19 protein-coding genes and 1 riboswitch are annotated in these 22,250 nt (G+C 64.8%); of the genes, 8 read left to right on the top strand and 11 right to left on the bottom strand.

Translation table 11 applies throughout. From position 1 onward, the window contains the following. Positions 1 to 64: 64 nt before the first annotated feature. The 9 genes from PCE31106_RS11960 to PCE31106_RS12000 form a co-directional block, all read right to left on the bottom strand. Positions 65 to 1,591: a hypothetical protein gene (locus tag PCE31106_RS11960; protein WP_150563401.1), complete on the bottom strand. Its 1,527-nt coding sequence runs from the start codon at positions 1,589 to 1,591 to the stop codon at positions 65 to 67. A 462-nt stretch (positions 1,592 to 2,053) separates the two neighbouring features. Next, complete coding sequence (nrdR, locus tag PCE31106_RS11965; protein ID WP_150553050.1) at positions 2,054 to 2,536, bottom strand: transcriptional regulator NrdR; 483 nt, start codon at positions 2,534 to 2,536, stop codon at positions 2,054 to 2,056. A gap of 18 nt (positions 2,537 to 2,554) precedes the next feature. Beyond that, positions 2,555 to 3,802, bottom strand: a complete 1,248-nt coding sequence (gene glyA / locus PCE31106_RS11970) for a serine hydroxymethyltransferase (RefSeq protein WP_150563402.1) — start codon at positions 3,800 to 3,802, stop codon at positions 2,555 to 2,557. 98 nt (positions 3,803 to 3,900) lie between these two features. Next, positions 3,901 to 4,008: riboswitch (ZMP/ZTP riboswitch) on the bottom strand. 135 nt (positions 4,009 to 4,143) lie between these two features. Continuing rightward, positions 4,144 to 5,484, bottom strand: coding sequence for a hypothetical protein (locus PCE31106_RS11975; protein WP_150563403.1), 1,341 nt, complete (start codon positions 5,482 to 5,484; stop codon positions 4,144 to 4,146). 141 nt (positions 5,485 to 5,625) lie between these two features. Further along, entirely contained in the window at positions 5,626 to 6,207 is a 582-nt protein-coding gene (locus PCE31106_RS11980; RefSeq protein WP_150563404.1) for a DJ-1/PfpI family protein, read from the bottom strand. A 234-nt stretch (positions 6,208 to 6,441) separates the two neighbouring features. Continuing rightward, entirely contained in the window at positions 6,442 to 7,698 is a 1,257-nt protein-coding gene (boxA, locus tag PCE31106_RS11985) for a benzoyl-CoA 2,3-epoxidase subunit BoxA (protein WP_150563405.1), read from the bottom strand. A gap of 47 nt (positions 7,699 to 7,745) precedes the next feature. Then, positions 7,746 to 9,173, bottom strand: coding sequence for a benzoyl-CoA 2,3-epoxidase subunit BoxB (gene boxB / locus PCE31106_RS11990; RefSeq protein WP_017234254.1), 1,428 nt, complete (start codon positions 9,171 to 9,173; stop codon positions 7,746 to 7,748). Between the two features lie 99 nt (positions 9,174 to 9,272). Then, positions 9,273 to 10,928 (bottom strand): 2,3-epoxybenzoyl-CoA dihydrolase, encoded by a 1,656-nt coding sequence (boxC, locus tag PCE31106_RS11995; RefSeq protein ID WP_130026586.1) that lies wholly within the window; start codon positions 10,926 to 10,928, stop codon positions 9,273 to 9,275. A gap of 112 nt (positions 10,929 to 11,040) precedes the next feature. Beyond that, positions 11,041 to 11,955 (bottom strand): helix-turn-helix transcriptional regulator, encoded by a 915-nt coding sequence (locus PCE31106_RS12000; protein WP_017234256.1) that lies wholly within the window; start codon positions 11,953 to 11,955, stop codon positions 11,041 to 11,043. 160 nt (positions 11,956 to 12,115) lie between these two features. Here PCE31106_RS12000 and PCE31106_RS12005 point away from each other — a divergent pair, with 160 nt between their 5' ends. The 4 genes from PCE31106_RS12005 to PCE31106_RS12020 all read left to right on the top strand — a co-directional run bounded on the left by PCE31106_RS12005 (position 12,116) and on the right by PCE31106_RS12020 (position 16,761). Further along, positions 12,116 to 12,586: a DUF4863 family protein gene (locus PCE31106_RS12005; protein WP_150563406.1), complete on the top strand. Its 471-nt coding sequence runs from the start codon at positions 12,116 to 12,118 to the stop codon at positions 12,584 to 12,586. 35 nt (positions 12,587 to 12,621) lie between these two features. Beyond that, positions 12,622 to 14,208 carry a 3,4-dehydroadipyl-CoA semialdehyde dehydrogenase gene (locus PCE31106_RS12010; RefSeq protein ID WP_150563407.1) on the top strand — a complete coding sequence of 529 codons (1,587 nt, stop codon included), beginning with the start codon at positions 12,622 to 12,624 and terminating at the stop codon, positions 14,206 to 14,208. Between the two features lie 136 nt (positions 14,209 to 14,344). Further along, positions 14,345 to 15,916, top strand: coding sequence for a benzoate-CoA ligase family protein (locus PCE31106_RS12015; protein ID WP_150563408.1), 1,572 nt, complete (start codon positions 14,345 to 14,347; stop codon positions 15,914 to 15,916). 14 nt (positions 15,917 to 15,930) lie between these two features. Next, positions 15,931 to 16,761: an alpha/beta fold hydrolase gene (locus tag PCE31106_RS12020; RefSeq protein WP_150563409.1), complete on the top strand. Its 831-nt coding sequence runs from the start codon at positions 15,931 to 15,933 to the stop codon at positions 16,759 to 16,761. Between the two features lie 54 nt (positions 16,762 to 16,815). Here the strand turns inward: PCE31106_RS12020 and selD are convergent, their stop codons facing one another. After that, positions 16,816 to 17,895 (bottom strand): selenide, water dikinase SelD, encoded by a 1,080-nt coding sequence (gene selD, locus PCE31106_RS12025; RefSeq protein WP_017234261.1) that lies wholly within the window; start codon positions 17,893 to 17,895, stop codon positions 16,816 to 16,818. 294 nt (positions 17,896 to 18,189) lie between these two features. Between selD and PCE31106_RS12030 the strand changes: the two genes are divergently transcribed. Then, positions 18,190 to 19,347 carry a transglutaminase-like domain-containing protein gene (locus PCE31106_RS12030; RefSeq protein ID WP_150563410.1) on the top strand — a complete coding sequence of 386 codons (1,158 nt, stop codon included), beginning with the start codon at positions 18,190 to 18,192 and terminating at the stop codon, positions 19,345 to 19,347. A gap of 26 nt (positions 19,348 to 19,373) precedes the next feature. Beyond that, positions 19,374 to 19,973, top strand: a complete 600-nt coding sequence (locus tag PCE31106_RS12035) for a TlpA family protein disulfide reductase (protein WP_017234263.1) — start codon at positions 19,374 to 19,376, stop codon at positions 19,971 to 19,973. A 52-nt stretch (positions 19,974 to 20,025) separates the two neighbouring features. Here the strand turns inward: PCE31106_RS12035 and PCE31106_RS12040 are convergent, their stop codons facing one another. Next, complete coding sequence (locus PCE31106_RS12040) at positions 20,026 to 20,949, bottom strand: LysR family transcriptional regulator (RefSeq protein WP_150563411.1); 924 nt, start codon at positions 20,947 to 20,949, stop codon at positions 20,026 to 20,028. 158 nt (positions 20,950 to 21,107) lie between these two features. On the opposite strand from PCE31106_RS12040, the gene PCE31106_RS12045 reads away from it, so the two are divergent. Together PCE31106_RS12045 and PCE31106_RS12050 are read left to right on the top strand one after the other, a co-directional pair. Then, the gene (locus PCE31106_RS12045; protein ID WP_174975139.1) at positions 21,108 to 21,710 is read left to right on the top strand and encodes a chromate transporter; all 603 of its coding nucleotides are present in this window, start codon (positions 21,108 to 21,110) and stop codon (positions 21,708 to 21,710) included. Further along, positions 21,707 to 22,237, top strand: coding sequence for a chromate transporter (locus tag PCE31106_RS12050; RefSeq protein ID WP_017234266.1), 531 nt, complete (start codon positions 21,707 to 21,709; stop codon positions 22,235 to 22,237). The genes PCE31106_RS12045 and PCE31106_RS12050 overlap by 4 nt, the downstream gene beginning before the upstream one ends. Positions 22,238 to 22,250 lie beyond the last annotated feature (13 nt).

Consider the following 22,250-nt stretch of genomic DNA (forward strand, 5'->3'; position numbering starts at 1 on the left):
TTCATGCCAACTCCTCATCTGAGCTGAGGAGCCATTATCCCTAGATTTGATTGGTACGAAATTTTCAGGACAGGTCAGCTTCGCCGCCGGACGTCGTTTGGATGTCCACAACGCCGCTGTTCGCCAGGCGCAAGCGGTCGAGGGTCGAGCGCGTAAACGACAGCTCGCCGTCGCCCTCGTTCGTGATTTCGGCATCTCCGCCGGATGACGAAGCAAACATGAGCATCCCAGAATTGATGATCGATGATTGCTTGGCGCCAGCGTCAGAAAAGCCTACGTCACCGCCTTGCGAAATCAAGATGCTGCTGCTACCGGCGTCGGAACCGTAAAACCCGAGACTCCCACCGTCACGGATCGCAATGCGCGCATTTCCCGCCGTGGTACCGGTGTCAAAGTTAACGCGCCCCCCCGCATCTAATTTGCTGCCACCCGAATCTTCGTCAACCGGAAGGCTATCGCCCTCACGAACGCCAACGTCGATACTTCCCGCGCCTGCGTGCGCATCGCCCTGGCTGACGCCCGCGGTAGCGGATTCATCGGCATCGCGACCGGCCGTGATCTCCACCACGCCATCGGCATCAACGCGAACGCCTTTGCTGCCTTCCTCAAACGACAAATTGCCTTCAGTACCGACGGCAATGCTCAGCTTTCCCGCACCCTCAATTCCCTGAAGGATATTCAGTTCACCGTTCTTGACGTCCAAGCGGTGATCCGCCCCTTCCAATAGACGCAACGTACCGACATCTCGCACGCTATCCGCCGTTCCTGTCAGCGGGTTCGACGCCGCGCCAGAATGTTGCGTGATTTCAAGAATGGTTTTCTCGTTGATCAGGTCGCCGCCACTCGTCTTCTGGATGTCGGCAAACTTGCCGCTCAAGTTATCGACCGCCCACGAACCGACTTCCTTGGCCTGTCCGTTCGCCATCTCGGCCTTCAACTCGAATCGGTTGACGAGTTCGTGCAACGACTGACCGTCAGCGATATCCAGCGTCTTCAGCGTCTCCTTGGCGCTTTCCAGCTTCTCCGAAAGCGCAAGCGCATCGGCCTTGATCGTCTTGAGGTTGGATTCACGAGACAAGAAGGCCGAGAATTTAGCGACTTCCTCGGCTCGCGCCTCGTCGCTCGCCCCGACTACCAGGTTCGCAGCTTCCTTGATTTTTTTAAGATCCTCGACGCTCATCCAATCGATATAATCCAGGGGCTTTCCGTCCGTTCCAGTTTCCGCCGACTTGAGCATCTCATCAGCTCTGGAGGCAATCCACACAAGTCCCTCATTCTGCTTTTCCAGAACTTCAACCTTAAGAATATCCCGGACTTTTTCCGCGCTTGACAGCCACGTCTGTTCCCGATTGAACGCTTCGTTCTTTTCGTCATTCGCCTTCGCAATCTCTTTGATTTGCGACTCCAGCGCACTCACAATGTGCGCCTTATGCTGCTGAACGATGACGTCAGCCGTCTCGACTTCCGCCACCGCGACAGTCGGGAACGCCGTGGCCGCCACCATCGCCGCCACTGCCATACCAATCTTCGTCTGACGCAACGCGCCAACCTTTTGAGACTTTCCTAGCATCTGATACTCCCCTTGTTTCATTCAAAAGAATCAACGACGTCGGCCACGGTCTCTTCGAGAGCGGCATAGGGGTCGTCAATGGAAGGGAGCGATTCTAGGAGACGAACAATCGAATTCTCGATTGCAGAGAGTTAATTTGGTTTATTTTCCTACGACAAATCGTATTTAATAACTTTGGGACAAATCACAACAATAAATAAAAATACCCATCGCAAATGCCTCAAATAGCGCGAATTTACTGGCCCAGTTAACCCAAAAGCACCATCAAAAATCACCGCAAATAACGGCATGCATAGCACATTTAGGTCATTTCCCGATTCCGCTTTAATTCCTACCCGCGACATCGAGAAGCCATAAAAAAACCCGCCGTGCCCTTTCGGGCACGACGGGTTTTCCGTCCTTCTTACCGGCAAACGGGCCTTACGGCCGCCTGCGCGCGCTCAGACGCACACGCATCACACGCGCTCTCGCGTCGTCATCGACTCAGGCCACCGGCTTGCGCTTGGGCTTGATATCGGTGCTGTCGATTTCCTCGAGCACGTCGCGGAACTCCGCGATGTCCTCGAAGCTGCGATATACCGACGCAAAGCGGATGTACGCGATCTTGTCGAGCCGCTTCAACTCGCGCATCACCAGCTCGCCGATGCGCTGACTCATCACTTCGCGCTCCGCACCGGCCAGCAGCTTGTATTCGATACGCGCAATCGCGGCATCCATCGCTTCGGCACTCACAGGGCGCTTGCGGATCGCCAACTGCATGCTGGCGCGCACCTTCGCGCGGTCGTACTCGGCGCGGCTGCCGTCTTTCTTGACGACCGCCGGCATCGCCAGCTCGACACGCTCGTACGTGGTGAAACGCTTGTCGCACGCCGGGCATTTCCGGCGCCGCCGGATGGCGGCGCCATCTTCCGCTTCACGCGAGTCGATGACTTGCGTGTCGTCGTGACGGCAGAACGGGCAGCGCATGCGGGCGGCGTCCGGCGCTTAGCCGTAGACCGGGAAGCGCTTCGTCAACTCAGCCACTTGTGCGCGCACGCGGGCCAGGTTGTCGGCGTCTTCCGGGTTTTCCAGCACGTCGGCGATCAGGTTGCCGACGAGTTCGGCTTCAGCTTCCTTGAAACCGCGCGTCGTCATGGCCGGCGAGCCCAGACGCACGCCGCTCGTCACGAACGGCTTTTCCGGATCGTTCGGAATGGCGTTCTTGTTCACAGTGATGTGCGCTTCGCCCAGCGCCGCTTCCGCGGCCTTGCCGGTGATGTGCTTGGCGCGCAGGTCAACCAGCATCACGTGCGATTCGGTCTTGCCCGACACGATACGCAGGCCGCGCTTGACCAGCGTCTCGGCCATCACGCGGGCGTTCTTCACGACTTGTTCCTGGTACGCCTTGAATTCCGGCGACGCGGCTTCCTTGAACGCGACGGCCTTGCCGGCGATCACGTGCATGAGCGGGCCGCCCTGGATGCCCGGGAAGATGGCGGAGTTGATCGGCTTCTCGAACTCGGCCTTCATCAGGATCACGCCGCCGCGCGGGCCGCGCAGGCTCTTGTGCGTGGTCGTCGTCACGAAGTCGGCATGCGGCACCGGGTTCGGGTACACACCGGCGGCGATCAGACCGGCATAGTGCGCCATGTCGACCATGAAGTACGCGCCGACCGACTTGGCGATCTGCGACATACGCTCAAAGTCGATCCTCAAGGCGAAGGCCGAGGCGCCCGCCACGATCATCTTCGGCTTGTGCTGCTGCGCGAGCTTCTCGGCAGCGTCGTAATCGATGTCTTCGTTCTCGTTCAGGCCGTAGCTCACCACGTTGAACCACTTGCCCGACATGTTGACCGGCGAGCCGTGCGTGAGGTGGCCACCGTGCGCCAAGCTCATGCCCATGATCGTGTCGCCCGGCTTGAGCATGGCGAAGTACACGCCCTGGTTAGCCTGCGAGCCCGAGTTCGGCTGCACGTTCGCGGCTTGCGCGCCGAACAGCGCCTTCACGCGGTCGATGGCCAGTTGTTCCACGATGTCGACATACTCGCAACCACCGTAGTAGCGCTTGCCCGGATAACCTTCCGCATACTTGTTGGTCAGTTGCGAGCCCTGCGCTTCCATCACGGCCGGGCTGGTGTAGTTTTCCGATGCGATCAGCTCGATGTGGTCTTCCTGACGCTGATTTTCTTTCTGAATCGCAGCCCAAACGTCGGGATCGACGGAGGCAACGGTGGATTTCGATTTGTCGAACATGGCGTTTCCGTTGAATTGAACAGATTTTCCGGGAGGGGATGGCGCAGCGCATCTTCCTTTGTGCTTCGGAAGACGATAGACAGGGCAGCACCAACCATCACGGCTGCCCAGGCGAACGGCAAATAAGACCCCGGCGCTTCCCGGTGGGTTGCTCCACCTCGGGCACACAAGGCTGTGCACCCTAATCGCCAGTCACGCGGGGTTTGTGGCGTCGATAGTTTATGCGAGCTTGCGACGTTAGGCAACCAGCGGCAACGCGCCTCGATTGACGCCAATGCACCAATTTGGTGCCACCCCTCGAGCCGGCCTGACAGACAGCCGGACGGCCCGATCCGGTGCGTTCATGGGCGATCACGGGCGGTGGCGGCCGGACGTAAGAATGGCGCCTGATGGGCTTCGATGGCGCGGGCGCGCGTCGGATAAAGTTGCGTCCACGCCCGGGCGGCCCATGCGCCGCCGAGCAGTGTCACGAGACGGTCGCGTCGATCCAGCAGATGGTTCACGAATTCGCCCCGGTCTTCGGCCGCCGGGATCGCCTCGGCCGCGTGGGATGCCGCGCAGACGACGTCGTGTGCATCGTCCACCCAAGGCACGATGTCGTGGGCCGAGATTCGCCCGAGGCGGAAGGCCATCTCGGCCGCCAGTGCCCGCGCGCCAGTCGGATTCTTCAGTTCGTCGAGCACGGTCCTGCTGTCGGCGGCTTGCGGCACCCCGGTCAGCCGCCGGATAAACGCCGTGAACGGCTCGCCGCCGCGAAACGGCGTCAAATCGGCAAGCGTGCCTTGAAAGCCGGCATCGAGGCAGGTCCGGAAATCGACCGTCATCATATAGGGCAAGTCGTTCTGGTCCCGCCAGACGCCGACGTTTTCCATGACGTCGCGGCAAAGGTCCCGGTTGCCCAGCCACAGCGCGGCGACATACTGACGCGCCAATGCGCACTGATAGACGTCGGGGAGGCAACCACAGAGCGCGCCGCGCATTTCGTGGCGCCGGCGCGCGGCTTCGGCATAGGACTGTGCCGCCGCGCCGGCCAACGCGTCGATCGGCGCACCGCCGGACTGCGCAAGCACTTGCGCCATTTGCCGCCCAGCTTCGCGGGCGCCATCGCGGGCACGTGTCCCCACCTCCCCGTCACAGCCACGCGCACGCTGCAAGAGTTGCGCGCCGTCGGCCCCCTCGATCGCGCGCCATGCGGCCTCCCCCTCCAGCCATTCACCGAGGGACCGGTACACAGGGAGGTACGTCGTCGCCAGATAGATCCGCTCGGGCGCCTGGGTACCGTCGAACGCCAACGAGCACCCCCGCACCAGCATTGCCGTCGGTGTCGCCAGGCCCAACGCACCGAACAGGCGAGAGGCAAGCCATGTCCGGGTGGCATGCCCGGCGCTCGGGAACGCCGTCACCACGTACTGCGGCGCTTGCGCGTCCGCGTCGAACGACAGTCGAACGGCGGTGCGGGGGCCCGCGGCCGGACGGGCGTCGTGCACACGCCGCGCGGCGGAAAAATCGTACGGCCCAATAGGAGGCAGCGGCGCGCCGCTACCGTCGTGTCCGGTGACCGCCCCGAACGTTCCGAGCGGGCCGGCTTCCGGCAACACGTCGACCCGTTTCGGTCGCGCGACCGAGGCACTGGCGGGTGAACCGACGGCATGGCCCCGGGAGGGATAAGCATTGACGTCCATCACGACTCTCCTTCGTCGTATGGCGGGGCTCCGGCGCGCGCAGCGCCTGTCGACCGACCTGGTTGAGATCGGCCGATCTTGCTGCGCCGCCGGACGTCAAGCTTTCGAAAACGAGGCAAGTTCGGACAAATCCGCCGCGCGTCAGAGCTCGATCTTTGTTCCCAGCACGGCGAGGAACTGCGCGATCCACGCCGGATGCGCGGGCCAGGCGGGGGCGGTCACCAGCTTGCCGTCGGTATGCGCCTCGTCGATCCCGATCTCCATGTACTTCCCGCCGGCCAGCCGCACCTCCGGCGCACAGGCCGGATACGCCGAGCACTCGCGCCCGTCGATCACACCGGCCGCCGCCAGCAACTGCGCCCCGTGACAGATCGCGGCAATCGGTTTGTCGCTCTCGGCAAAATGTCTGACGATCTCGACGACCTCATCATTCAACCGCAGATACTCCGGCGCGCGGCCACCGGGAATCACCAGCGCGTCGAAGTCGGCGGGAGACAGTCCGTCGAATGTCGCATTGAGCGTGAAGTCGTGACCGCGCTTCTCGCTGTACGTCTGATCGCCTTCGAAGTCGTGAATCGCAGTGCGCACCTTGTCGCCCGCCTTCTTGCCGGGGCAGACCACTTCCACCCGGTGACCCACGGCCATGAGTGCCTGCACGGGCACCATCAGCTCGTAGTCTTCGACATAGTCGCCTGCCAGTACCAGAATCCGCTTCTTGCCCATGTGACTCTCCGTTCAGAGAAAAGATGGAAGGGAAACCGCTCCTCCATGTTACTCAATTCCGGTGACGTCGCCGCGACGGCCTTCGATACCCCGACCGTCATCGACGAACGAAAAAAAACCGCGTGCCGAAGCACGCGGTGTCAAGCCGGCGCAAAACGCCGTCGGTCAAGCCGAGGTTCGCGCCACACCCTCTGCCGGGTGCTGCGCGAGCCGATATCGTCAGTCGTCAGTCAATCAGTAGGTTTCCAGATGCAGACGCCCTTCCGTCTTCATCCGTTGCCAGAGGGCCTGCCAGTCGAGCCCGGCGTCGCCCGCGATGGTCTGCAGCACTTGCAGCACGCCGTCCTCCATGCCCTTGAGCCCGCACACATAAATGTAGGTGTGGTCGTGACGCAGCAGCGCCGCCACATCGGCCGCGCGCTCGCGCATGGCGTCCTGCACGTAGCGCTTGGCCTGTCCTGGTGTACGCGAGAAGGCCAGATTCGTGTCGATGAAGTCCTTCGGCAGGTTGAGCAGGGGGCCGAAGTACGGCAGCTCGCCCTGCGTGCGCGCGCCGAAGAACAGCATGAGCTTGCCGGTCGCGCCCTTCAGACGGCGACGACGGCGATACTCGGTCATCGCCCGCATCGGGGCCGCCCCCGTGCCGGTGCAGATCATCAGCAGGTGCGAATCGGCGTGGTTCGGCATCAGGAACGTACTGCCGAACGGGCCCATCACGTTCACCACGTCGCCCTTCTTCAGATCGCACAGGTAGTTCGAACACACCCCGCCAACCGCCTGCTCCTGGTGATCCTTCGTCACGCGTTTGACCGTGAGCGCCAGGTTGTTGTAACCGGGACGCTCGCCGTCGCGCGGCGACGCAATCGAGTACTGTCGCGCATGGTGCGCCCGCCCGTCGCTCGACGTGCCCGGCGGAATGATGCCGATCGACTGTCCTTCGAGCACCGGGAACGGCTGCTTGCCGAAGTCGAGCACGATATGGTGGATGTCGCTCTCGGTGCTGGCGTCGGTCAGGCGATAGTTGCCGACCACGGTCGCCTGTACCGGCGCCTTGTGGTTGTACAGATTGACATAGGGCTTGGCGGCGGACCACGGCGGCACGACAGAGCCGCGCACGAAATCCGAGCCGGCGATGACGGGCTCGGGGACGTCGGCCGACGCACCGCCAGCCACGCCCGGCGCCGCCTCGCCGATCGTGCCCTGACCGGCGAGCGCATCGTCCTGCACGGGCAACTCGTCCCACGTGAGCTGATCGTCGACAGCATACGCGTCGACCTTGAGCACATCGCGCCAGTTGTCGATGGCCCCCGTCGGGCACGGCGAGATACACGCCATGCACCCATTGCACGTGTCCGCGCGCACCACGTAGTTGTTCTCGTCGTGCGTGATCGCGTCGACCGGACACGTCTCCTCGCAGGTGTTGCAGCGAATGCAGATCTCCGGATCGATCAGATGCTGCTTCAGAACTTCGACCGGAACGGGGCCGTTCATGATGCTGTCTCCTTGTGGGATGGCTCGCGCCTGGGCTCTCGTTGGCCTTAGTTGAAGCGCACGTACTCGAAGTCGATCGGCTGGCGGTTGATGCCGAGCGGGGGCGGCGCGATCCAGTTGGCAAACTTGCCCGGCTCGGTCACGCGGCCCATGAGCGACGCCACATACGCGCGATCTTCCGCCGACGGCAGCCACTCACGCTCATGCGCAGCCCATTCGGCCTCGCTCACCACACGGCCATCCGGCGACACACGCACGCCCGCGAATGTGCCGATCTGACGATTGAATGCCTTGTGCGGGACGCTAAGGCGGAAGTCGATACCGGCCTTCTCCAGCACCTTGTTCCAGCGATTCACCCCCGCGACCGAGTCCTTGATGTAATCGTCGCGCAGCACTTCGTTCATCGCGTTGAGCATCGGCACCTCGCGCTCGACGAGCTTGCCGTTGTCCACGTCCAGCAGCCGATACATTTGACCGTTGAGCTGATGGTCGTCGTCGCGCTTGCCCTCTTCGTAGCGGCCCTTCAGGCCCGAGCTGTAGAAGATGGCCGCGTTCGACGACTGATCCGCACCGAACAGGTCGATCGTCACGGAGTAGTGGAAGTTGACGTAGCGCTGAATCGTCGGCAGATCGATCACGCCCGCTGCCCGCAGCTTCGCGACGTCATCGGTCTTCAATTCGTTCATCACTTGCGCCGTGCGAGCGATCACGCGCGAGACGCCCGACTCGCCCACGAACATGTGGTGCGCCTCTTCGGTCAGCATGAACTTCGTGGTGCGCGCGAGCGGGTCGAACCCCGACTCGGCCAGTGCCGAGAGCTGGAACTTGCCGTCGCGATCGGTGAAGTACGTGAACATGTAGAACGCCAGCCAGTCCGGCGTCTTCTCGTTGAACGCACCGAGAATTCGCGGATTGTCTTCGTCGCCCGAGCGGCGGCCGAGCAGCGCTTCGGCTTCTTCACGGCCGTCGCGGCCGAAGTAGCGATGCAGCAGGTAGACCATTGCCCACAGATGGCGGCCTTCTTCCACGTTCACCTGGAACAGGTTGCGCAAGTCGTACATCGACGGCGCCGTCAGTCCGAGGTGGCGCTGTTGCTCGACCGACGCGGGTTCCGTGTCGCCCTGCGTGACGATGATGCGACGCAGGTTCGCGCGGTGTTCGCCCGGCACGTCCTGCCACGCAGCTTCGCCCTTGTGCTCGCCGAAGTGGATCTTGCGATCGGCTTCTCCCGGCGTGAGGAAGATGCCCCAGCGATAGTCCGGCATCTTCACGTGATCGAAGTGCGCCCAGCCGCCCGGATCCACGCTTACCGCCGTGCGCAGATAGACGTCGAAGCCATGCGAGCCTTCCGGCCCCATGTCGCCCCACCAGGACAGGAAATTCGGCTGCCACTGTTCAAGCGCACGTTGCAGCGTGCGATCGTCCGACAGGTTGACGTTGTTGGGAATCTTCTCGCTGTAGTTGATCGAAGCCATCGTGGGAATCCTCGTGTCTCGTACGTATTCTGTGTAAAACGACTTGTTCGGTCCTGCCACCGCCCGGCGTTCGTCACCGGCGATGTTGCAGCCCATTCGTCAGACGCGGTTCGGATCGAACTGCGCCTTGTTGCCCTTGCCGTAGACCTTGAGCGCGCCCTTCTCGCCCACGGCGTTCGGACGGATGAAGATCCAGTTCTGCCACGCCGACAGACGGCCGAAGATGCGGGTGTTCATCGTCTCCTTGCCGTTGAAGCGCAGGTTCGCTTCGAGGCCGGTGAGCGCGTCGGGCGACATGGCCGCGCGCTCCTCGATCGCGATGCGGATTTCGTCCGGCCAGTCGAGATCGTCGACGGCGGCCGTGACCAGCCCGAGGCGTTCCGCCTCATCGGGGCGCACCTGGCGGCCAATCGTGGCGCGCACGGCGTCGAGTTCCGCCGCGTCTTCATAGAAGCGCCGTGCCAGACGCGATTGATCGGTGACCATCGGCAACAGGCCGAAGTTGACTTCGGTGAGCGTGATTGCCGGTTCGTCTTCCTCGCTGGCGGGCAGCGCCGCCATGTACGTGCGGTCGGCCGCGAAGGCGAATTCGGCCAGCGTGCCGGTGAAGCACGAATCCGGTTCGATCAGCGCGAAGAGCGAGCGTGAGGACACGTCGATACGCGCAAACGTGCGGCGCAGCATGCCGATGGTCTCGCGCACCAACCAGTGATCCTGATGGGCCAGCAGCGATGCGTCAGCCGCCAGCACGTGTTTCGCCTCGCCCTCGGTGCGCAGCAGCCACGTGCCGATATCGAGTTCGTTCGTGCGCAGATTGAGAATGGCGTCGTCGAGTTCGCGCGCCATTTTCAGCGGCCACCAGTTCACGCCGGCGGCCTCGATACCGGCGATGTCGGCCGGCGGCGCGGACTTCGGCGCCTTCACGGTGAGGCTGGCGGTGCGGTTGGCGCGGTCGATTTCAACGTCGACGAATTCGTAGCGGATCGCGTCCGGCTCGTCGGTGCGCTCCAGGCGAGTGAGCGTCACACCCTTGCCGCCCGGACGGTCGCTGCCTTGAGCGAGTTCCAGCGCACGCGCCGACACCGTTTGTGCGAATTGCGCGGGCTTGACGACTTCGTCGACCAGGCGCCATTGCTTGGCACGCTCGCCGCGAATCCCCTCGACGACAGTGCAGAAGATGTCGGCGCGGTCGTTGCGCACGTGACGCTTGTCGGTCAAGCGAGTCAGGCCGCCGGTGCCCGGCAGCACGCCCAGCAGCGGCACTTCCGGCAGCGAGACCGACGACGAACGGTCGTCGACCAGATAGATCTCGTCACAGGCCAGCGCCAGCTCGTAGCCGCCGCCCGCACACGCGCCGTTCACGGCGGCGAGGAACTTCAGACCGGAATGGCGGCTGGAGTCCTCCAGACCGTTGCGCGTTTCGTTGGTGAACTTGCAGAAGTTGACCTTCCACGCATGCGTGGACAGGCCGAGCATGAAGATATTCGCCCCGGAGCAGAACACGCGGTCCTTGGCGCTCGTGACGACCACCGTCTTCACTTCCGGGTGCTCGAAGCGGATCCGCTGAACGGCATCGTGCAGTTCGATGTCCACACCGAGATCGTACGAATTGAGCTTGAGCTTGTAGCCTTCGCGAATGCCGCCGTCTTCCGAGATATCGATGGCGAGCGTCGCCACCGGGCCTTCGAAGCTCAGTTTCCAATGCTTGTACTGCGTGGGATCCGTACGATAGTCGACGTGGGGTTTGCCGAACATGATTGCCTCCAACACGAATAATGATCTTGTTGGATTGCAATATAGTGCAGCACAACTACACCGTCAACTAATTTTCCAAATAAAAATGAATTATTTTGCATTCCCATGAGGGTCAATCTGACGACAATTGCACGGCGAGGCGGCCGCGCAGTTGCAGATAGGCGTCGGCCAGCACCCGCCCGCCGGTGTCGAAGCTCATATCCGCCTTGGCATAGAAGTCTTGGCGGCCGGCCAGAATACGTTTGAGGTCGTCCATCGCTTCCGCGTTGCCCGACATTGGACGCAGATCGCCCTGCGCCACCACCCGCTTCATATGCTCTTCGGGCGACGCCTGCAGCCATACCGTATAGCAGTGGGTGAGCAGGAAGTTGAAGGTCGCCGCGTCGCTCACGATACCGCCCGGCGAGGCGATCACGGCACGCGGATGCTCGGCCACGACCGCTTCGAGTGCGCGCAATTCATAGCGTCGATAGGCGCTCGCGCCATAAAGCGAGTAGATTTCCGACGGCGGGCACCCCGCCAGTTGTTCGATCACGCGATTGAGTTCGACGAACGGGACGTGCATGTCGTCGGCAAGCATGCGGCCCAGCGTCGACTTGCCCGCGCCCCGCAACCCGATCAACGCGATGCGGCCACGCCGATCCGGGTCGCGCTCGCTCCCGGCAAACAGCTCGCTGAGCGCCTGACGCGCACGCGTGAGCGCCTCACCGTCGCGCCCGTGCAGAATTTCCCGAATGAGCAACCATTCCGCTGACGACGTCGTCTCGTCGCCCACGATTTCGGCCAATGTGCAATTTAGTGCCTGTGCAAGCTGACGCAGGAACAGCACGGACGCGTTACCGACACCCGACTCCAGATTGGCCACGTGACGCTCGGAAACACCGGCGTCCAGCGCAAGCGCCTTGCGCGTCAAGCCACGCCGGGCGCGCAGCGTGCGCACCCGCTCGCCCAGCGCGACCAGAAACGGGTCTTTCTCACCGGCGCCTCGCGCCGTCGGCACCCCATCGGCTTGCGCACTCTTATTCATCAGACAAGATCCTCAATGCAGGTAACATGTAATATATTGCTTGACAGCCAAAATTGCATGCTCTAATTTTCACCATGCGCCGATAAAAAAGCAAACGCGGACCGGACATCCCGAGTCCCGCCATTGATCGGCGTCATATCGACGTCCACAGGAGACATGGATGGATGTGCCTCAATTTCAGGCGTTGATCGCCGACCTGACGCGGCAACTCGATGGCCGCGCCCTCGACGCCTCTCTCGCCGATTGGCTCAACGCGCATTACGGCGCCGGCTCCGCCGGTTACGAAGCACTTGCCGACGCCTGTCGCACCGGCGTTGCCGACGGCTGGCTGTGCAACCGCGAAGGCGGTGGCATTCGCTACGGACGCGTCATCAAACCCACGCCCGACACGCACGGATTTTCCGTCGACGTGGTGGACATGGCCGATCTGGCCGGACCGCACCATGGGCATCCGAATGGCGAAATCGATCTGATCATGCCGCTCACACCGGGCGCAACGTTCGACGGACATCCGGCGGGCTGGTGCGTCTACGGTCCCGGCACAGCGCATCGACCGACAGTCGCCCACGGACGCGCCCTCGTGCTGTATCTGTTGCCAGACGGCGCCATAGAATTCACGCGCAGTGCCTGATCCGGCGCCTGCCCCCTTCCTGATTCCCCCGGTTCATGCTCATGCACTCCCCTGCCTTGCTGGAAAACTACGTCGCCGGCCATTGGGTGGCCGGTAGTGGCGCGCCCACCGCGCTCACCGATCCCGTGACAGGCGAGACACTCGCCTTCGTATCGAGCGCCGGTCTGGATCTCGACGCCGCGTTCGCCTTCGCGCGAGACGTCGCCGGCCCGGCGCTGCGCGCCTTGTCGTATGGCGAACGCGCGCAGCGCCTCGCGCAGATCGTCGCCACCTTGCAAGCGAGCCGCGACGACTACTACGCGATCGCCACAGCCAATTCAGGAACGGTCGCCACCGACTCCGCCGTCGACATCGATGGCGCTATCTACACCCTGTCGACGTATGCCAAGCTCGGCGCAACGCTGGGCGACGCGCACACGCTGCTCGACGGCGCGGCGGTGCCGTTGGCCAAGGATGCGTCGTTCGCCGTGCGTCACGTGTTCCGTCCGACACCGGGGGTGGCGCTGTTCATCAACGCGTTCAACTTCCCCGCGTGGGGACTTTGGGAGAAGGCCGCTGGCGCGTTGCTCGCGGGCGTGCCGGTCATCGTCAAACCGGCGACCTCGACCGCCTGGCTCACGCAGCGCATGGTGGCCGATGTGGTCGCCGCCGGTCTGCTGCCGCGGGGCAGCCTGTCGGTGATCTGCGGCAGCGCCGCCGGTCTGCTCGACCGGATCGGCCCGTTCGACGTGGTCTCCTTCACCGGCTCGGCCGACACCGCCGCCACGCTGCGCGCGCATCCGGCGTTTACCGAACGCTCGGCGCGCATCAACGTGGAGGCCGATAGCCTGAACAGCGCCGTGCTGCTGCCCGACGCGGCGCCCGGCACCGCCGCGTTCGACCAGTTCGTGCGCGAGGTGGCGCGCGAGATGACCGTCAAGGCCGGCCAGAAATGCACGGCCATTCGGCGCGCGATGGTTCCCGTCGCGCACTTCGATGCCGTGGCCGCCGCCATTGCCGAGCGTCTGGCCAAGACGGTCGTCGGCAATCCGCGCAACGAGGCCGTCAAGATGGGCTCGCTCGTGACTCTGGCGCAGAAACGCGCCGTGCTTGAGGGCATCGCCCATTTGCAGGCGGAAGCCGAAACCCTGTACGACGGCAATCGCGAGACCGCCTTCGTCGACGCCGGTGCCGACAGCGCATGCGTGGCCCCCGTGCTGCTCGGCCTGCGCGATGGCGCGCGCGGACAGCGCGTGCACGACACCGAAGTCTTCGGCCCGGTCGCCACGCTCGTCGGCTATCGCGATCTCGACGAAGCGCTCGCGCTGACCAAGCGTGGGCAGGGCTCCCTCGTCGTCTCGCTGTTCAGCAACGACGCCGTGGCGATGCGTGCCCCGGTCCTCGCGCTGGCCGACGCGCATGGCCGTGTGCACGCGGTCGACCCATCGGTCGTGAAGACACAGACGGGCCACGGCAACGTCATGCCGCAATCGCTGCATGGCGGCCCAGGCCGCGCCGGCGGCGGCGAGGAACTGGGCGGTTTGCGCGCGTTGCGCTTCTATCACGTGCGCTCGGCCGTTCAGGGGCCCGCCGCGCTGATCGAAGCGATCACGCAGGATGCTGTCGAACTCCCGAAGGCGTAATCTGTTCTTCAGCGGCCGTCGCAAACCGTCGCAGTCAAGGTGATTCATTCAGGCGCCGCCAGAGCGCCGACAAGTCCTCACGCCGCGCGTGCACGCCTCCAACGAGTGCGCCGTGCGGTGATCCACCGGAGACACCATGGAAGCCGTACTTACCCCACCGCCGGCGAACTTCAACTTCGCCGCGCATCTGGAGGCGCTCAACCGCGCTCGCGCTGCCAAGACTGCTTATCTCGACGACACGCGCGCGCTCACCTATGGCGAGCTGGCCGAGCAAAGCCGACGTTTCGCGACCGGACTCACACGGGCGGGCATTCACCGTGAAGAGCGCATTCTGCTCATCATGCTCGACACCATCGACCTGCCGGTCGCCTTTCTCGGCGCCCTGTACGCCGGTGTGGTGCCCGTCGTCGTCAACACCTTGCTCACGGCCGACGATTACGCCTACATGATCTCGCACAGCAAGGCGCAGCTCGTGATTGCGTCCGGCGCGCTCCTGCCGACCGTGCAGGCCGCGCTCGACAAGGTGGCCGAGGGCGCCGCGCCGCCGCCGTGCATCGTCTCGCAACCGATCGCGACCGAGGCGGGCAACGCACGCGCCCTGCCGACCTTCGACGCCCTGGTCGACGGCCCCCCGAGCGCACTGCCCGCCGACACCGACGGCGACGACATCGCCTTCTGGCTATATTCGTCGGGTTCGACCGGCAAGCCCAAGGGCACCGTGCACACGCACGCCAACCTGTACTGGACGGCCGAAACCTATGGCCGCCACGTGCTCGGCATTCGCGAAGATGACATCGCCTTCTCCGCGGCGAAGCTCTTCTTCGCTTACGGGTTGGGCAATGCGCTGACGTTCCCACTCTCGGTCGGCGCGAGCGTCGTGCTGATGGCCGAGCGACCGACCGCGCAAGCCGTGGCACAACGGCTTCGCGAGCATCGCCCGACGATTTTCTACGGCGTGCCGACGCTCTACGCCAACCTTCTCGCCTCGCCGCACCTGCCGGCCCGTGAAGACGTGGCGCTGCGGCTGTGCACGTCGGCGGGCGAGGCGTTGCCGCGCGAAATCGGCGAACGGTTCACGGCGCATTTCGGGGCGGAGATTCTCGACGGCATCGGCTCGACCGAAATGTTGCACATCTTCCTGTCCAATCGTGCCGGCCAGGTCGCCTACGGGACGACGGGCGAACCGGTGCCGGGCTACGCCGTGGCATTGCGCGACGAAGACGGTCATCCCGTGCCCGACGGCGAGATCGGCGATCTGTACATCAAGGGCCCGAGCGCAGCGCTCATGTATTGGTGCAATCGCGACAAGACGCGCGCGACGTTCCTCGGCGACTGGCTCAAGAGCGGCGACAAGTACCAGCGTCTGCCCAATGGGTATTACGTCTATGCCGGGCGCAGTGACGATATGCTCAAGGTCAGCGGCCAGTACGTCTCGCCCATCGAAGTCGAGATGGTGCTCATGCAGCATGACGCAGTGCTCGAGGCAGGCGTCGTGGGACGCGACGACGGCGGCCTGACCAAGACACAGGCCTTCGTCGTGCTCAAGCCCGGCATCGCAGCCACCGACGAGATGGCCACCGAGTTGAAGGCCTTCGTCAAGGCGCGCCTCGCCCCGCACAAATACCCGCGTGAGTTGGTGTTCGTCGACGATCTGCCGAAGACGGCGACGGGCAAGGTGCAGCGCTTCAAGCTGCGCGAGTTGCTTTAGGAGACGACAAGACGATGTCGGACGTACAGTTCGCCCGGATCGAGACGGCCTCGCACGGCCCGCTCTCGCTGGAATACCGATGGATCAACCGTGAGCTTGCCGACGCCCCGCTGCTGGTCTTCCTGCACGAGGGGCTGGGCTCTGTTGCGATGTGGAAAGACTGGCCGCAGCAGTTGTGCGACGCGGGCGGCTTTCGCGGGCTCGTCTATTCGCGCAACGGCTATGGCCGCTCCACCCCGCGTGAGCCCGGCGAGAAATGGCCGGTCGACTTCATGCACCGTCAGGCGCGGGAAGTGTTGCCCGCCTTTCTCGATGCGGTGGGCGTCGGCCCCGAGCAGGCCGGGCACGTGTGGCTTGTCGGCCATAGCGACGGCGGCTCGATCGCGCTGCTGTTCAGCGCGGCATTCCCCGAGCGGCTCGCCGGTGCGGTCGTGCTCGCCCCCCATCTGTTCGTCGAGGATCTGTCGGTGCAGAGCATCGCGAAGACGAAGGCGGTGTACGAGACGACCGACCTGCGCGCGAAGCTTGGTCGCTATCACGACGACGTCGATTCGGCGTTTTGGGGTTGGAACGATATCTGGCTGGACCCGGCGTTTCGCGAGTGGAATCTGGTCGGCGCGGTGGCGAGTATCTCGAAGCCGCTGCTCGCGATCCAGGGCGAGGACGACGAGTACGGCACGATGGCGCAGATGGACAGCATTGCCGCGCATGTGCCGCACGCGAGCGTCGTGAAGCTGCCGGCGTGCGGACACTCACCGCACCGCGACGCGCCCCAGCCACTGGCCGAGGCCATCATCGCGTTCATTGGCCGCCATCACGCGGCGGCAAACCGTCAGGCGGCATGACGTGGCGGGCGCGCGCCCACCGAGGGAGGGCGCGCGTTGCGACGATGCCCGTCGTCAGATCACTCGCACGCCGGGCGTGCCCGGACGCATGGCGCCAATGATGCCGGCTTCGTGGAAGCCGTCGGCGCGGAAGACCGCGAGCACATCGTCGACCGCGCCGGGCGCGCACGACACCAGCAAGCCGCCCGCCGTCTGCGGATCGCACAACAGATCGCGATCACGCGTCGTCAGCCGCTCCCCCAGCTCGACCGACGCCCCGTAGGACGCCCAATTCCGGCCAGACGCGCCAGTAATACATCCCTGGTCGGCCAGTTCGCGCACGCCGTCGAACAACGGCACGTCGGACATGCGCAGATACGCCGCCAGATTCGCGCCGCGGCACATTTCGAGCGTGTGACCGAGCAAACCGAAACCCGTCACATCCGTGAGCGCATGCACGCCGGGCAATGCCGCGAGCGCCGGGCCGACACGGTTCAGGCGCGTCGTGGCGTCGATCATGCGGCGATAGCCCGCCGCATCCAGTTGGTTCTTCTTGAGCGCCGCCGACATCACGCCCACGCCCAGCGGCTTGCCGAGCACGAGTACGTCGCCCGCCTGTGCATCGGCGTTGCGCTTGAGCCGCTTCGGATGCACCACCCCGAGCGCGGCGAGACCGTAGATCGGCTCGACCGAATCGATGCTGTGCCCGCCGGCAATCGGAATACCCGCCTCGGTGCAGACCGATTCGCCGCCGCGCAGAATCTCGCGAATCGTCTCGCGTGGCAACACGTTGATCGGCATGCCGACGATGGCCAGCGCAAAAATCGGCTTGCCGCCCATCGCATAGATGTCGGACAGGGCGTTGGTCGCAGCGATGCGGCCGAAGTCGAACGGGTCGTCGACAATCGGCATGAAGAAGTCCGTCGTCGCGATGATGGCCTGCTCGTCGTTGAGCTGGTAGACCGCGGCGTCGTCGGAGGTTTCCGTGCCCACGAGCAGCGCGGCGGGTGCCGGCAGCGGCGTGTCGTTGCGGGCGAGCAGTTCGGAGAGCACGCCCGGTGCGATCTTGCAGCCGCAGCCGCCGCCGTGCGAGAGCGAAGTGAGACGCGGAGCGGCCGGTGTGGCGCCCGCTTGGGTTGCATCGATTGCGGTCATGGTCGTTGGTGTGCGTTGCGAATGGCCGGGAACCCGTCACAAGGCGTGCGGCAGCCTCGATCGGCGCGTCGCCGGCGAGAAATTCGCACTCGCTGCGCCCGGAATGACGACAGTTTGCCAAAAGTCGACGTATTATGAAGCAGCTTTTGCACGTCGATTTGTCTCGAAATGGCGGTCGACGGCATGAAGCGACCGATTCACCGCGTCCCGCCATCGGGGGGACGCCATTGCTGCCGCATCGCAACACCCTAACCACTACGCGCCGTGAGCGCTGACGCCTAAGGGGACCCCACCATGCAACGCCGCCGCTTCCTCTCGCTGGGCGCCTTCGCCCTGCCCGCTTCCGTTCTGTCCACTTCGCTCGTTCCCGCCGCGGCCCAGGCCGCGTCGACGGACTCGCCGTCGCCGGGCCCGGCCGACGGCTGGCGTACGTTCGAGCTGACCACGCGCGTCGACTTGCCCGCCACGAGAGGCCCGGCGAATGTCTGGCTGCCGGTGGCGATATCGCCGTCCGGTACCTACCAGCATGCCCTTGGCACGCGCTGGGAGGCCCCGGGCGCGAATGCCGCGTTGCGCATGGTGCATGGCGCATCGGGCATCGGTGTGCCGATGCTCGCAGTGGCATGGCCCGAGGGGGCGGCTCAGGACACGCGCACCGTCACGCTGGTGAATACCTTTACCACGCGCGATCGATCCGTTGACTTGTCGCAGCCGCCCTCGGCCAACGCCCCGCGCGAATCGCCGGAGGTGCTGCGTCAGTATCTCCAGCCGACAGCGCTCCAGCCGACCGACGGCCTGGTGCGCGAGACGGCCGAGAAGATCACGCGCGGCGAGACGGGCGATGTGGCAAAGGCGCGCGCCATCTATCAGTGGATCGTGGAAAACTGCCGGCGCGAAGGCACTGTGCGCGGCTGTGGCACGGGCGACGTGCGCTACATGCTCACCACCGGCAACCTTGCGGGCAAATGTGCCGACATCAACGCCCTCTTCACCGCACTCGCGCGCTCGGTCGGCATCCCCGCCCGCGATGCCTATGGCGTGCGCGTCGCGACGTCGCGGCGGGGCTTCAACAGTCTGGGCAAGGCGGGTGACGTCACGCGGGCGCAGCATTGCCGCGCCGAGTTCTACGCGGCCGGCTACGGGTGGGTGCCGGTCGACCCGGCGGACGTGCGCAAGGTCATGCTCGAAGAAGTGGCCGGCGGTCTGCCGATCGACGACCTGCGCGTGCGGGCCGCGCGTGCGATGCTCTTCGGCCAATGGGAAATGAACTGGGTCGCGTTCAATCACGGCGCGGATATTGCGTTGCCGGAGGCCCCGGGAGCACTCGCGGCGCGCGAGAGCACCGTGCCGTTCCTCATGTATCCGAATGGCGAAGTGGCGCACGCCCGGCTTGACAGCCTCGATCCGGACACCTTCCGCTATCGCATGAACGCCCGCGAAATCAACGCCTGACGTCAATCACGAAGGAGCGCACCGCCATGCATCGCCGTCATTTTCTTCACACCCTCGGCGCCCTCGGCACAGCCGGTGCGCTGGGGGGTGTCGGCGCACCGGCGCGGGCCGCCGGGCCGGTCAATGGGGCGGCGGAAGTCGATGACAGCGCGCTCGCGGGCACGTCCGGCGGCACGCTCTCGGCGTGGCGCGGGGCCACGCCCGCCTTTACGCTCGATGGACTCGACGGCCGGCCGCACGCCTTGTCCGAATGGCGTGGGCGCGTGGTCATCCTCAACTTCTGGGCCACGTGGTGCGGCCCCTGCCGCGAGGAGATTCCGGCGATGGGCGAGGTGGCCCGTCGATACCGTCAGCGCGGCCTCGCGCTGGTCGCGGTGAATTACAAGGAACCCCTGGCGACAGTCAAGCCGTTCCTCGACAAACTTCCCATCGACGGCACCGTGCTGCTCGACGCCGACGGTGCCGTCTACAAGCGTTTCGGATCGCTCGGCCTGCCGGCCACCTATCTCGTCGATCGCGCGGGCAACGCGCGCTTCTGGCGCATGGGCGAACTGGAATGGAGCGACGTGGGACTGCACGGGCATATCGAGGCGTTGCTCACGCAAAAGGGGGGCACGACGGCCTGAGTGTGCGTCGTTGCTGCCCCCCACGGCATCAAGCCTCTTCCGACTTCCCCCCTCATCCGGCTGCGATCGACTGCGCGGCCTCGCGCACGTGATAGAGCAGTCGCGCCGCCGGCCCGGCGAGCACGCCTTCGCGGTGGGCGCAAAACAACGGTGCACGTGGCGCGGGCGCAAGCGGCCGGTAGACGATACCTTCCACCTGCATGCGCATGAGCGATGCGGGCACGACCGACACGCCCAACCCGGCCGCGACGAGCGAGAGCGTCGTCAGCAGACGCGGTGCTTCCTGCTCGATGTTCGGACTGAAGCCTGCGCCATGGCACGCCGCGATGATGGCGTCGTACAGCCCCTGCCCGGTGCGGCGCCGATACAAAATCAGCTTCTGCGTGGCAATGGCCGTCATCGGCACGGCGGCTCTGCCCGCCCGCCCCGTCAGGGCCAGCGGATGCGCCGACGGGACCGCGAGCACCATCGGCTCTTCGAGCACCGGCACGAAGACAATCTGCGCGGTATCCCCCTGCGGCTGGCGTACGAATGCAACGTCCAGTTGCCCGTCGCGCAGGCCGTCGAGCAGCTCGCTTGTACTGCTCTCGTCGAGCATCAGCGAGACGGCTGGCGCATCGCTTCGGAAGGTACGAATCACCGTCGGCACGAACGGGTGCAGTGCTGCGGAACTGGTCAGGCCTACCGACAGCCGTCCCTTGATGCCGGCCGCGACGCGGCGCACGTCGTCGACCGCCTGATCGAGTTTGCGCACGACCTCGTACGCGTCGCCAAGAAACGCCTGGCCGGCGTCGGTGAGCGCCATGCCGCGCGGCAGGCGCTCGAAGAGCGTCACGCCGAGCTGGCTTTCCAGCACCCGGATCTGCTGCGAGAGCGGCGGTTGTCCGATGCCCAGACGCTCGGCCGCGCGCGTCATGTGCCCCGTTTCAGCCACCGCAATGAAGTAGCGCAATAACCGCACGTCGATATTTGCCATATTGATTCGATATGATTCAAGTCACTTCCATATATTGGACAATATAGCGCAATCCGCCTACGCTCAAGGGGTTCCCCGCGGCATCGGTGCTGTCCGTCCTTCGATGGCCCTCTGTCTTGCGTCCCCCACCGCAGTCCCGTTTTCAGATCGAACCCGTCATGAGCCTTCCGGCCCCCTCCGCGCCTGCCGCCTCCGGCGCGCCCGCCACAACGCCGGCACCGCCAGTTGCTGACGCCCCAAGCATTCGTGCCTTGTTCCTGGGCTTCCTTGGCCTTGGCATGACCGCGTTCGGCGGAGCGCTGCCGTTGGCGCGTCGGATGATCGTCGAGAAGCATCGATGGATCACGCCCGCCGAATTCACCGACTTGCTCGGGCTGTGCCAATTTCTGCCCGGCGGCAACATCATCAATCTGTCCGTCGCGCTCGGCATGCGCTTTCATGGGTGGCGTGGTGCGCTCGCATCGATCCTCGGCTTGATCGCCGTGCCGTCGGCGGTGGTGATCGCGCTGGGCACGATCTATCAGCATTTTCAGCACGACCCGCACGTGCGTCATCTCTTCGCCGGACTCGCAGCGGCCGCCGCCGGGCTGTTGATCCAGATCGCCTGGAAAGTCTCGTGGCCGCTGCGCAAGTCCGTGGTGCTTGCCGCGGTGGCGGCGGCGTGTTTCATCGCCATCGCGGTGCTGCGCGTGCCGCTCGTGCTCACCATGCTGGTGATGACACCGATCTCCCTTTACGCCACGTGGCGGGTGTCGCAATGACCGGCACACTCGTCTCGCTCGCGCTCATCTTCTCGCAGTTGTCCGTGCTGGCCTTCGGCGGCGGCAATACCATCCTGCCGGAGATGGAGCGTCAGGTCGTCGATCTGCATCACTGGATGACGTCTGAACAATTCAGCGCACTGTTTGCGCTGGGGCAGGCGGCGCCCGGCCCGAACCTCATGATCGTGCCGCTCGTCGGATGGCACGTGGCCGGCTGGCAGGGCATGCTCGTGACATCGCTCGCGAAGTTCGGGCCGTCATCGCTCATCACGATCGGCGTGTTGCACCTGTGGGAGCGCTTCAAGGACCGGCCATGGCGTCGCCTTGTGCAGGCTGGTCTGGTGCCGATGACGGCGGGACTCGTTGCCGCGAGTGCGGCCCTGATCGTCGAAGCGTCGGCGACATCGTGGTGGCTCGGCGGGATCACGGCGGCCGTGGCGGTGCTCGCGATCCGCACGCGCGTGCATCCGCTGTGGTGGCTCGCTGCGGGCAGCATCGCGGGTTTGCTCGGTGGGGCGTACCTGTAGCGGCAGCGGTCGC

This window comes from Pandoraea cepalis (assembly GCF_902459665.1).
Lineage (GTDB): Bacteria > Pseudomonadota > Gammaproteobacteria > Burkholderiales > Burkholderiaceae > Pandoraea > Pandoraea cepalis.